Origin of the sequence: Paenibacillus selenitireducens (assembly GCF_002021565.1) — a bacterium.
GTDB lineage: Bacteria > Bacillota > Bacilli > Paenibacillales > Paenibacillaceae > Paenibacillus_K > Paenibacillus_K selenitireducens.
This window is the reverse complement of sequence record NZ_MSZX01000013.1, coordinates 63,744-79,207: the sequence shown is the minus strand read 5'-3', so window position 1 is coordinate 79,207 and position 15,464 is coordinate 63,744. Positions and strand designations below refer to the sequence as shown.

The window sequence follows — 15,464 nt, the reverse complement described above, 5'->3', positions numbered from 1 at the left end:
AAATAAGCAGATCACATAACGGTTGATTCGTCTCATTGCGGAACACGAATTGAAGTATGCTTTCACCTTTCGGCAAACAATCGAATTTATAGCATTTCTCATTCTGCTTGAATGCTAATGACATGAGAATTTACCCTCCTTATGGAATGAACACCTAGGATAATCATATGAGGAATTTGCATCATTCGATTGTGCGAATGCTCTGGTAGGCGCCCCTTATTCCAACAAGATTTATTCTTTTGTAACAAATTTAGGGAGAAGGCAAACTTCGCGCTAGCCTAACTGTTGTATAAAATAAAAAGGAGCTCCCACCCGAGATATGGTTCTCGAGAGATGCTCCTTTTTCGTTATTATTATGCTTCATACGTGTTTTTCACTTGAGGCAATCGAACGATGAACGTCGTCCCTTGTCCTAACTCGCTATGTACATCAATATGTCCGTTATGCATCGTAATAACCTTGTGTACAATGGACAAGCCCAAACCGCTGCCAGACCGGGTGCGATTGCGATTTTTGTCAGCCTTATAAAAACGTTCGAAGATATGAGAGAGCTCGTTATCCGGAATCCCGATCCCAGTATCCCGAATCTTCACGATGATGTCCTGTTGATCTACATGCATGTCTATATGCAAGGAATCACCGGGGTTGGAGAATTTAATCGCGTTCGTAATGAGGTTGTACCAGACTTGATAGAGTAGCTGTTGATCCCCTATGATCGTCATTTCGATGAGATTCGGGTCCAGTTCCAAATGTTTATCGACCCACTGAAATTCCGTGACAATCAGGATCTGCCGGATTTGCTCGTCCAAGCGGAAGGATGAAGGCTTCAATACATGCTCTTCTTTGTCGAGTGTCGCAAGGGTTAAGAGCTGCTTGCTGAGTGAAGATAGACGTTTGCTCTCTTCCTCAATGATCAACAGGTACTTCTGTTCCTCCTCTGGGCTGGTACGCTTATTCCGAATGGATTGAGCGAACCCTTGAATAGATGTGAGGGGCGATTGGATTTCATGCGACACATTCGCAACAAACTCCTGGCGCATCTGATCCAATTGTTGAAGGGATTGCGCCATATGGGTGAAATCGCGCGCAAGGTTCCCGATTTCATCCGTTCGGGTGACATCCATTTCAATCCGATAATCGCCGCCAACGATTTTATGTGTGGCATCCGTCAGCTTCTTGATCGGTTTCACAATAAATCGTGAAAAAATGACAATGAGCACGATGCTGAACAGGAACGTGAAGCCGAGCAGCAGGGAAAGCAGGATTCGAACCTCCCCAATCTGCTGTTCCAGATTCGGTCGGATAAACACCGCGTAGCGGGTGCCATGTACATCGAGCGGGAGACCGACGCTATTGCGCAGGCTATTCTCAAAATAATTATTCACTTTCAACAGCCGACCTTCATCCTGAATGCCACGATAAATCCCGCCTTGCAGAACAAGCTGGATTTGGGCTGTATCCAATTGTTTTCTTTTGAACGGATCGCCGTAATAGGTCCCTTCGAGCTTTTTGTCTACCGCATATATTTGATAGCCGAGCGCAGCGATATGGGTCAAATAGCTGTTGAGCTCCAAATCCGGATTTTGCTCGAACAGGGAACGGATCTCTTGTCCGATCTTTACGATCTTCTGCTCATTGGTGTCGCGAACATGGCCGATATAGTAGAGGTTCATCATGAATAGGGCAAGGATGCCGCTGGTCATTAAGATAAGGACGAAGGTGAGGACGATCCGAAAATAGAGTGTCTTCATTCGCCGGATACCTCGAGTTTATACCCTAGGCCACGCACGGTTGTGATGGTGAAATCATTCGTGTGTTCATGGAATCGCTCCCGCAATCGCTTGATATGAACGTCAATGGTTCGACTGTCTCCTTCATAATCGGCCCCCCAAATCAATTGCAAGAGCTGATCTCGGGTGAAAATACGACCTGGTTGACTGGCGAGCTGGGAGAGCAGCTCAAATTCCTTCAAAGGAATAATTATGGTGCCGTCTTTCATGTGAATCTCGTAGCTTTTGCGATCAATGATTGTATGGCCTAGCTTGATCGTCTCCGAGGATACAACTTGGTATCTGCGCAGTAACGCACGAATCCGGAACAGCAGTTCCTTAGGCTCGAAGGGCTTCACCATATAATCATCCGTACCGGACAAGAAACCTTTCTCCTTATCTTCCAGTTCGCCTTTCGCTGTCAGCAGAATTACAGGAAAATCATGATGTTTGCGAATATCTTCACATAACTCAAGGCCATTTTTGCCAGGCATCATCACATCAATGACCGCTAAATGAACTTGCTCGTTCTCCAAGATACGTGTCGCTTGTTCACCGTCTTCTGCCTCATGGGTTACATAGCTTTCCTTCTCTAGAATGAAACGCAATAATTCGCGAATATGGGGATCATCGTCCGCGACGAGGATATGTATTCTCATTGTTCATACTCCCTTCTGAGCACAAAAAGAGAGGACTTCGCCTCTCTTGTAATATAACCTCATTCCATCTTCTGAGGTCCCTTAGGTGCTGCATCGTCTGGGGAGTCGGCTTCCACGAGATGCTTCAATAGGGACAACTTATTGTCCCAGAAGCGCTCGTAATAAGAGAGCCAATCCTTCAATTCTTGCAGCGGTGCGGCTTGCAGCCGATACCTCGTCTCGCGTCCGACCTTCCGCTCTGTCACTAATCCGGCATCCGATAACACATGCAAATGCTTCGATACGGCCGTGCGGCTTATGGAGAAATTGTTGCTAAGCGCGGTCACCGGAAGTTCATCCTGATCCGCAAGCAGGCTCAACAGCTCTCGTCGCGTCGGATCTGCTATGGCTTGAAAGACATCGTATTTCGGTAAGGCAGTCATGAGGATGCCTCGACATAATGCTGCAGTCTAGGAAGCACTTGAGACTCCCAGCCGTTGTTCATATTATTGCGAATCACCGAATGCGACATACCGGTCTCCGGAGCGACTTTATCCGACCATCCGCCATGAATAAGTGTAAAGGAAGTTTGCCCTTCCAGATCTTCCAAGGCAAAAGTAATGAGCCAGTCTTCCCCCCAACTGAAGACCAGTTTGTTCGGCGGTTCCAGCTCCAGTACTTCGCAAGAGGATACGCCGTAAGGGGAGTGGATGGAGAACGTAGCGCCAAGAATCGGCTTGAAATCGTTCGGCATGAACCATGCCGCGATGCCTTCGGCGGTTGATACGGCATCCCATACTTTTTGAATGGGTGCATTAAACATCATTTTTTTAATAATATCAGGAAACGTCTGTGGACTGTTTGTTGTCATGATGGAACCTCCAAATTATACTGCATTCGAAACCAAATGGTTTCGTGAATATTATACGGAACTCCCTCATTTCATGTCAATGTGTTCGATCCTACGGGGAGTATGTTCATCCGCATGAACTTACATCGAAATACGCATGATGGCCATAGAAATACGCACGTTGAGCAATCGCTTTTATACTACTCATAGAATCCTTATTCCTAATCACCTAGTCCACACACATCGGAGGGAATATTTAGGGTTCGTTTACAAAAGGTATAAATCCAACGCGAATGTTCGTTGATATAATTCACCTATCTGCTAGTTTATTTGCTAGATTTTGTCGAAAGGAGATTATAGTTTACTTGTTTTTCTGTTGGAACAATATCTTGTTTGCAAGTACTACAAAAGATGGAGGAGTAAGATGATTCATTTGATGAATAAGGTTAATAGGATGAACAAGAAGTGGGTAAGTCTAGCATTGGCATTTGCGCTAATTATTACACTAATTGTGCCCCCGCCAGTGTTTAACAACAGTGGAATCATTCCTCAGGCAAATGCAGCGGCAGGAACCTTGGGTTATGAACGTGGTGCTGTCGTTATTAGCCAGGTGTATGTTAAAGGTGGCAACAGTGGGGCTGCTTATAATACGAAATTTTTTGAACTTTATAATACAACAGATCAAGATATTAATTTTAATAGCAAATGGGGATTTGGTTATAACGCAGGTACTGCCGCCGCTTTATCAGCCCCTACAAAACTAACGGGAATCATTAAAGCACATGGTTATTATCTTATTGCGGGCAATAAGGGAACAACAGGTCTGGATCTTCCACTTGCCGCGGACCAGACTACAACGATCAATCCAAGTGCATCGGCGGGCGGAATTTTATTTCTAACGCAAAATACGACTGCTCCGACTTCGTCGTCAAATGCCGATATTGTAGATTTGCTTGCATATGGCGATGGGACGAATACTGCCTTTAAAGTGAATACAGATAGCTGGGGCGCGCCTTTTTATACGGGCACCATCGGCGGTGGAACCATTTTGCGTAAAACTCAGTTTGGTTCGGATGCAAGAGGCGTGTTCGGGTTGGGCAGTGGAACCTCTACCCTTAATAATGCCAAGGATTATGATATGAACCTTGTTGCATCCCCTGCGAATCCGGAAGAAATCGTCATCCGCAACGCAGATTACATGGTGGCTCCGAACGCAAGTCATATCACGTTTGTGAAGAGTGGAGCAGCAGGAACCGTAACAGGGTTAGCCAAGGCTGTGCCGGCTGCATCAACGGTTAAAATATATACGGAAAATGGGGGATTGTTGACAAGTGCGGGACAAGCTGCAGCTGCGGCTGACGGCTCCTTCATTGTCAATATCACGAATTCTGCTGATAGCTCAGCAGTATATGTAACCCATTCGGTGAATTCCATATCGACGCCGGTTGTAAGCAAAGAGAGCTATTACACACGTGTGGATGCTGCTGGGTCTGCGGAATCTACGATGACCATTGCTAGATTACGTGTGAATGACGTCAATGGCATTCCGATTCAATTCGGATATTCGACAACGATTGAAGGTACCGTAACGGCTGCGAATCAATCGCTCGGAAGTGAACTAACGAATTTCTATATTGAAGATGCCACAGGCGGTATTCAAATTATTGGCGGAACGAAGCCGATTCCGATTACGGTAGGGCATAAATTTCGTGTAATAGGAAAATCCATTCAAGCTGCAGGAATGCAGCAATTTGTTCCCTCCTCTATCGAAGATTTAGGAGAAACAGACGCAGTCAACGCTCATGCTATTCATGCTGCTGATTTGAAAAAATACAGTACTGCAGAAGCGATTGAAGGCCGATTGGTCACCTTCAAAGGTAAGGTAACCAGCATTTCTTCGCCGGCAACGGACTATGATGTCACCGTTACGGATGAATCGACGGGGGATGCAGTCGTTGTTCGTATCCTTGGCACAACGGGGATTCAAGTTAGCGGCGGTGCAATCACGCTTGGAGAATCGTATGATTTTACCGGAATTGTCGGACAAGCGAAATACGCTTCACCTTATACCTCCGGTTATTATGTGCTTCCGCGCGATGCGAAAGACATTAAAGGCCAATTGCAATTTAATCATACGCCTTTGACAAAAGCCTATGTCAATATGGATACCTCCTTTACGGCAACGGCAAAGTATGCGGATTCGGTCATCTTGTATTATAAAGGCGAAAACGATGGGAATTATCGTTCCGTAGTTATGGAGGCTGCGCAAGGCAGTGATAGCTATAACGGTAAAATATTAAATGCGGACATGCCTGCAGGCAAGCTGCAATACTATATTGAGGCTAAAGTCGGTGAGGAAATTCTCACAGCCGGTAATGCAAGTGAACCCATAACGATTGTGATTACGGATGATACGGATGGACCGAGCTTCTTCAATGAGCTCCCGGCTAATGGGGATAAGATTGAGACGAGACATCCTGTTATCTCCGTTTCTATGACGGATCCAAGCGGTGTAGATGCTAATTCTGTTTCTATATTGATAGATGGATCCACACCTCCTGCAGCAATAACGACGATTTCAGAGAGTCAGGTGCAGGTGAAGCTTACATCGGCTGAAGATTTGAGCGAAGGAATCCACACCGTCGTTGTGACAGCAAGTGATTTAATTGGTAATCCTTCCACATACACATGGGATTTTGAAGTCGCTAAGCGATTTGTTGGAGGAATACATTATCGAGGAACGACACATAACCATACCAATATTTCACACGATGCAGCTGGTGATCCAGCACAAGCATTAGTCGAAGCACAGAAGTATGGCTATGACTACTTCGCATTTTCTGATCATTCTCATGACATCGATGCATCCCTAGTCGGTAAGGATTCAATCGATCGGAAGGGCATGAAGGAACGATCAGGTGGAGCAGATTGGCAAAAAACAAAGGATTTGGCGGCAAGCAATACGGTAGACGGTAAGTTTGTTGTGTTTCCGGCGTTTGAAATGACATCAACGAGTTGGGGTCACTCGAATGTTTTCGGTACGACGAACTTTATCGATCGTGTTGAAGAAGGCTCTACCTATAATACGTTAAAAAATTATTATGCATGGACATTAACCTACGATAATATCGTGGCGCAATTTAATCATCCAGCGATGTCTGCGAATGCCTTTGATAATTTCATTCCTTACAACAAGGATGTAGACAAGTTGTTCACGCTGCTTGAGGTAGGCAATGGCTCTGGACATTATTCCTATGTAAATGCGGAATCCAAATTCTTCAGTGCACTTGATCTAGGATGGCATGTTGCTCCTACTTATGGTGAAGATAACCATGATGCTACATGGGGACAAACCAAGAAAAGAACGGTTATTGTTGCCGAGAAGCTAACACAAGAATCATTGCTGGAAGCCATGCGTAAAATGCGGGTATATTTCAGTGAAGATCCGAACTTTACACTCGATGTAATGGCAAACGGCTATTATATGGGATCTACGGTGGATGCGAAATCGCTGCAATTCGATATTAAGGGCAGCGATCCGGTACTTGAACTCGCAACGGATCCGAAGTACAGCTATATCAAAACAACGTCGAATGACAACATTGCAAAGGTGGAGTTGGTGACAAATGGTGGACGTGTTGTGGATACCTACACACCATCAGGTAACCAAACCTCTTTTAATTGGAAACCGACATACAACGTTATTGGCGGTCAACAATGGTTTGTAGTAAAAGTAACGCAAAAAGACGGCGATCAAATTTATTCTGCTCCCATCTGGTCGGAAGCTGAACCGTTATCTGTAAATGTAAATAGCTTGACAGCTGATGACGGTGCCATTGTTGGCGGACTGGATGCTAACATCAGTGCGGGGATCAGCAACATGGGGACGCTTGATGTGAAGAACATTACGGCTCACTTCTATTATGATCATGTGAATGCCGTAAATTTCATTGGTGATGCTGTGGTGGATATGTTGGCTTCCAACAAATCAACAACGGTTGGTGTGAAGTGGGTTGCACCGCCTGCGGGAACGCATACCGTGATCGTTGTGCTTGAAGCCGGGGATGGTCATGATCTCGGTGATAATAAATACGAGCAGTCGTTTACAATTAAACCTCCGCTTGGAATCACCGTAATGATTGATGCAACACATAAGAATGAGAATACGACGACAGATACGGGAACCTATGCAGACAATTTCAAGCAAATTACATTATTGCTTAAACAACAGGGCTATACCGTTGTAGAGAACAAAACGGCTCTTGACAGTACTGCGCTTAGTAATGTGAAAATTCTCATGATTTCTCATCCTGCATCGGATTATTCGGATGCGGAAATTGCAGCGATTCAAGGATATGTTGCGAATGGTGGATCTATCTACCTAGCTGATAAGAGCAATTACGGCGCTTCAGCCAACAATCAGCGATTGAACAGCATTCTAAAAGCGATTCATTCAACCATTCTAATGAACAACGATGGAGTCATGGATGAAACAGCAACGGGTAACTTCTGGAGCACACCGTTGACATCCAATTTCTCCGTAAGGGCACATCTTAACCCCGTTGCGAATTATTTGACGGATTTTATATCAACACTGGATTATTACAGTGGTTCAAGCTTAGCGAAAAATGATGGGAATGGTAATAAAATCAAATTAACGGATAGTGATTCCGTAACCATTGTTGCACGAGGCAATGAAACGTCATTTCAAGAGTCAACACAGATCAAGCCGGATGCAGCTAGCTATAACGTCTGGAAATCGAATGGAACTTCAGGGCCTGCTCTAACGGAAGTAACCGGAGGGTCCGCCATACCGCTTATTGCTTCAGAGCAAATTGGGAATGGCAGAGTATTCGTAACGGGCATGAATGCATTTAATGATAAGCAGATGGGGACAGCCGGTAACAATCAATTGGCTCTAAATGCAATGAATTGGTTGGCACATCTTGAGCCTAAGGTTACGCCAATACAGGATGCACGGGGCTTGGCAGATGGAACAGACGTCGTCATACAAGGTACGGTAACGACTTCTGCTTTTTATGATTCGGCTTATGTGCAGGATGCAACAGGCGGAATTATGGCCTTTAGTGAAGTGCCTCCCGGTTCGCTAGTAAACGGCGATATGATTCGCGTGTATGGCAAGATAAAAACGTTTGAGAACAATAAGGAGCTTGAGTTCACAACGTTTGATAAAAGCATCGTGAAAGTAGGCACAGGACCGCAGCTTCAGCCTAAGCAGATTACGACAGAGCAAGCGATGTCGGAGCCTTATCAAGGTCAATTAGTGAAAGTCATTGGTAAAGTGAAGTCCATTCCGGATGAAAATTCTTATATCATTGCGGACGACAGTGGAGTTGAAGTTCTTGTCTATACTGACGGTTACATTATTAACCAAAGCGGTGTAGCCATACCGAAGCTTCAGGTTGGCGATACGCTGATGGCAGTGGGCTTAACCGGCAAGTTCGCCGAAGGCTACCGCATTCGTGTGCGTGATTCACGTGAATTAGCGAATGCGGATTCGCTTGTAGCGGTTACCGGCATTCAGCTTAATACAGATACGCTGAATATGACCGTGGGAGATCCGTCGACGACATTGATCCCTACATTGCAGCCTGCGAATGCTACCAATACTTCCATTACATGGAATTCAAGCGACATGGCGGTTGTAACTGTTGATAACGGGGTTGTGACTCCGGTTGCCCCAGGTAAAGCAACGGTCACCGTTGAAACGTTTGATGGCGGGTTTAAAGCGACTGCGAACGTAACGGTAACAGGGGTGCAGCCTGCAGCACCAGCAGTAACAGCAGATAATGTGAGTAAGGTTATCGTGGGCATAAATTCAACAATGGAATATAAAGTCGATAGTGGAAGCTGGACGTTGTATTCCCCGGATAGTCCGCCGGACTTAACCGGCGAGCACACCGTATTCGTACGGGTGAAAGCCACTGAATTCGTACCAGCGGGACTGGAGTCGGTCCTGAAGTTCAATGCATTAGCACCACTTCTTACTGGATTTACATGGTCGAAGGGTGCAGTAGCTGGAACGCAAACAACAACAATTCCAGCAGGGACGTTGAAATATGTAGTTGGTCCTGCAGGATCGCAGGTGCAGCCTGCAATCGGTCAATCAGCTTCAGCTTATACGAATGAACTGAAAGCTGACACGGATATCATCGTAGGTCAGACGCAACATATTTTCATCGTTTCGGTTGCAGGAGACGAGATCACCGGTTGGGCGGATGTCGTTGTTACTAGTGATATGATCGTTGCTCCGACAACGTTAGCAAGTTGGGATTTCGATACGAAGGACGACATGTCCCATGTCGGCATTGACGGGAATTTGAACAGAAAAATAACAGTAGTAGGTGCAAGTGCCGCTACAAGTTATGTAGCTGGTTCAACGGGTCAGGCGATTTCCACCACGGGCTGGGATGCTACCGTTGATAAATACTGGACAGTGTCGGTAACGACAGCGAATTATAGTAATATTCTGGTATCATCGAAACAATACGGCTCGAACACAGGACCAAGAGATTTTAAACTGCAGTATAGCCTAAACAAGACTACTTGGATGGATATTCCGGGTGCGTCGGTTATTGTAAAAGCTTCTTGGCCAAGTGCAGCAACGTATTATGCATTGCCTTCAGCTGCAGACAATCAACAAGAGCTTTACATTCGATGGCTTAATACTTCATTAACGAGTGTGAATGGCGGTGCAACAGGGTCTGGTGGAACAGATCGAATAGACGACATCATCATTACAGGTGTACCTATCCCTGCTTCACCAACACCAGTTCCACCGGCACCAAACGTAACGGCAGATGACGTAAATGATGTCATCCTAGGCATAGACGAGACGATGGAATATATGGTTGATAACGGACCATGGACAGCATATGATCCTAATCATTTACCAGATCTAAGTGGGGATCACATCGTCAAAGTACGTGTGAAGGCGAATGGAGAGGTGCCAGCTGGACAGGAAACGACGCTGACGTTTACTGCCGCAAGCGAAGTCATTCCAGGACAACCTGCAGCGCCGAACGTAACGGCAGATGACGTAAATGATGTCATCCTAGGCATAGACGAGACGATGGAATATATGGTTGATAACGGACCATGGACAGCATATGATCCTAATCATTTACNAAGTCATTCCAGGACAACCCGCAGCGCCAAACGTAACGGCAGATGATGTGAATGATGTCATCCTAGGCATTGACGAGACGATGGAGTATATGATTGATCGCGGTCCTTGGACAGCATATGATCCTAATCATTTACCAGATCTAAGTGGGGATCACATCGTCAAAGTACGTGTGAAGGCGAATGGAGAGGTGCCAGCAGGACAGGAAACGACGCTGACGTTTACTATCGCAAGCGAAGTCATTCCAGGACAACCCGCAGCGCCGAACGTAACGGCAGATGATGTGAATGATGTCATCCTAGGCATAGACGAGACGATGGAATATAGGATGGATAACGGACTATGGACAGCATACGATCCTAATCATTTACCAGATCTAAGTGGGGATCACATCGTCAAAGTACGTGTGAAGGCGAATGGAGAGGTGCCAGCAGGACAGGAAACGACGCTGACGTTTACAACAAACGTAGTAGCGCCAACACCGCCGACACCACCAACACAACCGACAACACCAACACCACCGACAAAGCCGACAAAACCGGAGGAGCCGAGTGTACCGGGCGTTGTTCGCATAACATCTGAACAACTCGCAAGCAGCATAGCTGGCAAGTTAACTGTAGTCGTGCCGTCTAATACGTTGGAAGTTGTAATTCCAGGCATTTATGCGGATAAACTAAAAGGGAATAAGCTGGAAGTGAAGTCGGATAAGGTTACTGTTGTTATCCCGCCTCAATTGATTCAAGGGTTAGTAGGAAGTGTTTCTGCGCAAGATTTGAAGGATGGCAGCATCTCCTTGAAATTTGAACCACTGTCTAATCAACAAGCAGGCAACATTATGGCTAGTGTGCAGGATTCGAAGCATACATCTTTCAAACTTGGAGGAAGCATCTACGAGTTCAGTCTAATCTACCAAACAGCCTCAGGAGAGAAAATGAAATTATCCAAATTTAACGAACCGATTACGATTCATCTAAAAGTGGATAATTCCATGAATCCAGAGTTAGCCGGCATCTATTACATTACCGATCAAGGAACCTTGGAGTTCGTTGGTGGAGAATACAGCAATGGTGAATTGGTTGCTCAAGTTAACCACTTCAGTAAATATGCCGTGCTGGAGTCCATAAAAATGTTCAGCGACGTTCCAGCTTCGCACTGGGCAGTACATGTCATTCAACAATTGGCCGCGAAGCAAATCGTCAACGGAACGAGTGCAACAACCTTTAGTCCTAACGGAAAAGTGACACGTGCTGAATTTACGGCAATGTTGGTAAGAGCCCTGCAGTTGAAACAAAAAGGTTCATTATCATTCTCTGATGTGAAGGATACGGATTGGTATGCCGAAGCGATTGCGATTGCTGTACAAGCAGGAATTGTTCATGGCAAAAGCACCATGTTCTTTGAACCAAACACGATAATTACTCGTGAGGAAATGGTCACGATGATGATGCGTGCTTATGAAGTTATTCATGGTAAATCCACATCTGGCCATATAGCTGCTATATTCAAGGATGCGGATAAAATCTCGGCTTGGGCGTTGGAATATGTAAATGAAGCTTCACTGTTAAAGCTCATTCAAGGCCGTTCAGCGAGCCAATTTGATCCACAAGGGATTTCAACACGCGCTGAAGCTGCACAGATTATCTTTAATCTATTAAATGCAAGCAAGTAAAATGTTACTAAGGGGATACCTACTAAACGTAGGTATCCTTATTATTACCACAATAGAATTTATAATATTTTCGGCGGAGTTTTTCTCATCATGCAGCAAGATCGTAAATTTCAGGAGGAATAGCAAGATGAAGCTAAAGTTTAAAGCGAGCATTTTCATATGGACCTTTATCGTTTCTATCATGGGTTTACCCGTTGTTCAAATCGCGGATGCTCATGCTTACAGTGCTAGCTATACAACACTAACACTTACGAAATCGCATATCGAAATGACTTATGCGCTGGACGAGCTTTCTGTCATAGAGTTGACTGATGGTGACACGAACGGCAACGGCATGCTTGAACAAGAAGAATTTGATGCAATAAAAACCAGCTTCGAAGACCTGCTGAAGACAAATATTAAAATGAATATCGATGGTACAACGCAGTCAGCGAGCCAATCGGAAAGTTTGGTTTTAAACCGCAAAGGAGATGCAACGCAAGTCGTACTGAAGTTGATATTTCCTGCAGTCAAGGCTTCTCAACAGGTGTCGTTAATCGATCCATTGTACGCAGACGATACGAAAACAAATTATGTCAATCTCGTAACGATTAACTATGGAGACAAGAAGACAACAGCCGCTCTCTCGGGTGGCGACCGTACGTGGACGATGATGCTTACAGAATCGGACTTCGCTAGTCTTCATGATGGCGATCAGCAGCAGGAACAGGTAGCACAAGCGTCCCAATCTGCAGAACAAGCATCTTCCAGTCATGCGACAGAATCGGAATCTAGTCATACGACGTCGGGCTGGCTTTCCTTCTTCAAGCTTGGCATCAATCATATTTTAACCGGATACGATCATCTATTGTTCCTATTCTCCCTTTTGATTGCTAGACAATCGTTCAAGCAATACGCATCGATGATAACAGCCTTTACCATTGCCCATAGTATCACGCTGTCCCTCACGGTTCTTGGTTATATGAATGTACCTCCATTCATTGTCGAGCCTGCTATTGCCATCAGTATTTGCGTCGTTGCCGTTGATAATATTGTGCGCAAACAAGTGAGCCATCGTTGGGTGCTTACGTTCCTATTTGGCTTAATTCACGGTATGGGGTTCGCGGATATTTTGAAAGAGATGAATCTCCCGAAAAGTGAACTGGCCGTCGATTTGTTAAGCTTCAACTTAGGGATTGAATCGGTACAGCTCCTGATGATCCTTGTTTTGCTGCCGCTGCTTACCTTAATGTTCCGTTGGAAGTATGCAAGAAGCTCAATAATCGTCGGATCATCTATCGCATTTCTATTAGGTGCGATGTGGTTAATTGAGAGAGTTATATAATACACAGGGAGGGCTTAGCGTGCGCAAAGATATAACGCCAAAGAGTGCAGCAGGATTCCATACCAATGCGCTCGCTTTCGTTAGTCTCATACTCATTTTTATTTTATATGCGTTTTCCAACTATGCGCCGGGTACCCTTTTAAGCAATCCAAAGCTGCAAATTTTCAAGACCATGTTTATCAGTATTGTGCTGGAGGCAATGCCTTTTATTCTTATAGGGGTCATTGTATCCGCATTGATCCAAGTATTTGTGTCCGATGAGACCGTTCAACGGATGATTCCCAAAAACCCAGTGTTAGGCATTATTACAGCTAGCGTGTTGGGCATTATTTTTCCGATTTGTGAATGCGGGATAGTGCCGGCCATTCGCAAGCTAATCAAAAAAGGAATGCCTTTGCACGCTGCTACCACCTTTATCCTCGTCGGACCGGTATTGAATCCAATCGTGTTCTGGTCGACATTCACCGCGTTTCGCACACGTCCGGAAATTACGTACACACGCATGGGACTTGCATTTATCGTGGCACTTATTGTCGGACTATTTGTATACCGTTTTGTTAGAACAGACCAGCTAAAGGTGAAGGATACATCATCGTCAGAGGTCCATCAGCATCATCATGATCATCATCATCATCACCAACATCATTACGATGCTCCTAAGGAACGAGCGTTGTTCAGCAATAAATGTATAGAAGTCATGGGGCACGTCGTAAGCGAGTTTTTTGATATGGGTAAATATTTGGTGTTTGGTTCGTTGCTTGTCGCCTTGCTGCAAACCTTTGTCGCTAATGAAAGTTTAGTTCATTTGGGCAGCAGTCAGACCAGTGCCAATTTACTCATGATGGGTTTAGCCTTCGTGTTGTCCTTATGCTCAACTTCCGATGCTTTTGTAGCACAATCTTTTCTACCTGTGTTTCCGACGGGATCTCTTATTGCATTTATGGTATTTGGACCCATGATTAACTTGAAGGGGATTCTCATGATGTTGGCCGTATTTCGGGCCAAATTTGTAGCACTCCTTGCTATATTCGTTTTTGTCCTTGTCTTATCAGGCTCATTCTTAGCGGAATGGCTGGTGTTCCATTAAATGAGTGCAATCCATTTCATGTTGGCGGGAGGATATCATAGATGAGGAAAATCAACGCAGACAGCATCCACCATTTTACACGTGCCTTCATCCTGCTTGGGTTCGCGGTCATGATCGGTTATTTGGTTATCTCTGGTCAAATACAGTTATATGTTGTTCCGCAGCTTGAGATTTATTTGAAAATAACGGGGGTTATACTACTCCTTATCGCGATCTTCCAATTGTATATCTCGATCATTTCATTGAACAAGAAAGTGATTTTATGCGATTGTGGGGATGATCATAGCCACAGTCATGACCATAGCGATGGGCATAATCATGACCTTCCTAGAGGATGGTGGAAGAACATCGCATTCTACGGGTTGTTTATTCTCCCCTTATTGTTAGGCCTTGCACTGCCGAATATCGCCTTGGCAGGTTCTCTCGTACAAACAAAAGGCATCCATTTAGGAGGAGCATCTTTATCGACGGGTATGAAGCAGGGGGCGTTCGTAGAACTCGACGGGAATGAAGATCCGGAATTGAAAGCGAAATTTAAGACGGATGTGTATAACAAAGATTATGCGAAGCTCGGCATGAAGCTGTACCAAGAAGATACGATTGTAATGAAGGATGAGTGGTTTATCGAGAAGTTGCAGGCGCTGAATACGTTTGTCGGCAACTTTGTTGGCAAACCCATAACGATAAAGGGATTCATCTATAGAGAAGCGGGTATGACCGGAACGGAGTTTATCATCGGCAGGATGGCTATGACACATTGTATTGCTGATATTTCCCCTTACGGCATTATAGCGGAGTCGATGGATGCTAGTGCTTACGCGGACGATTCGTGGGTGTCGATATCTGGAATCATTGAAGCAACCGACCATCAGGGGCAAAAGGTGATGAAAATCAACGTGGAGAAAATTGAACCAGCGGATGCTCCAGAAGTGCCTTATGTTTATCCAGATTGGGATTTTGCCTCAAAACTATAACACCTA

At 45.1% G+C, this 15,464-nt stretch carries 9 protein-coding genes; 5 read left to right on the top strand and 4 right to left on the bottom strand.

Annotated features, from left to right (window positions below):
• Window positions 1-353 precede the first annotated feature (353 nt).
• Genes BVG16_RS26140 through BVG16_RS26125 form a run of 4 tightly spaced genes read right to left on the bottom strand, consistent with a single transcriptional unit; the run spans window position 354 to window position 3,278 of the window.
• Window positions 354-1,751 carry a sensor histidine kinase gene (locus BVG16_RS26140; protein WP_078502149.1) on the bottom strand — a complete coding sequence of 466 codons (1,398 nt, stop codon included), beginning with the start codon at window positions 1,749-1,751 and terminating at the stop codon, window positions 354-356.
• Complete coding sequence (locus BVG16_RS26135) at window positions 1,748-2,428, bottom strand: response regulator transcription factor (protein ID WP_078502148.1); 681 nt, start codon at window positions 2,426-2,428, stop codon at window positions 1,748-1,750. The genes BVG16_RS26140 and BVG16_RS26135 overlap by 4 nt, the downstream gene beginning before the upstream one ends.
• Window positions 2,429-2,487: 59 nt before the next feature.
• Window positions 2,488-2,850, bottom strand: coding sequence for an ArsR/SmtB family transcription factor (locus BVG16_RS26130; protein ID WP_078502147.1), 363 nt, complete (start codon window positions 2,848-2,850; stop codon window positions 2,488-2,490).
• The gene (locus tag BVG16_RS26125) at window positions 2,847-3,278 is read right to left on the bottom strand and encodes an SRPBCC family protein (RefSeq protein ID WP_078502146.1); all 432 of its coding nucleotides are present in this window, start codon (window positions 3,276-3,278) and stop codon (window positions 2,847-2,849) included. Before BVG16_RS26125 ends, BVG16_RS26130 begins: the two co-directional genes overlap by 4 nt.
• A 403-nt stretch (window positions 3,279-3,681) precedes the next feature.
• Here BVG16_RS26125 and BVG16_RS26120 point away from each other — a divergent pair, with 403 nt between their 5' ends.
• From BVG16_RS26120 to BVG16_RS26100, 5 genes are all read left to right on the top strand, one after another.
• A complete protein-coding gene (locus tag BVG16_RS26120) occupies window positions 3,682-10,452 on the top strand; it encodes a DUF4073 domain-containing protein (protein WP_078502145.1) in 6,771 nt (2,256 codons plus the stop codon).
• Window positions 10,388-12,073: a DUF4073 domain-containing protein gene (locus BVG16_RS26115; RefSeq protein ID WP_078502144.1), complete on the top strand. Its 1,686-nt coding sequence runs from the start codon at window positions 10,388-10,390 to the stop codon at window positions 12,071-12,073. Before BVG16_RS26120 ends, BVG16_RS26115 begins: the two co-directional genes overlap by 65 nt.
• Before the next feature lie 127 nt (window positions 12,074-12,200).
• Window positions 12,201-13,397 carry a HupE/UreJ family protein gene (locus BVG16_RS26110; protein WP_158081802.1) on the top strand — a complete coding sequence of 399 codons (1,197 nt, stop codon included), beginning with the start codon at window positions 12,201-12,203 and terminating at the stop codon, window positions 13,395-13,397.
• Window positions 13,398-13,416: 19 nt separating this feature from the next.
• Window positions 13,417-14,484 (top strand): permease, encoded by a 1,068-nt coding sequence (locus BVG16_RS26105; RefSeq protein WP_233147178.1) that lies wholly within the window; start codon window positions 13,417-13,419, stop codon window positions 14,482-14,484.
• A gap of 41 nt (window positions 14,485-14,525) precedes the next feature.
• Window positions 14,526-15,458 (top strand): TIGR03943 family putative permease subunit, encoded by a 933-nt coding sequence (locus BVG16_RS26100; protein ID WP_078502142.1) that lies wholly within the window; start codon window positions 14,526-14,528, stop codon window positions 15,456-15,458.
• The last annotated feature ends 6 nt before the right edge of the window (window positions 15,459-15,464 follow it).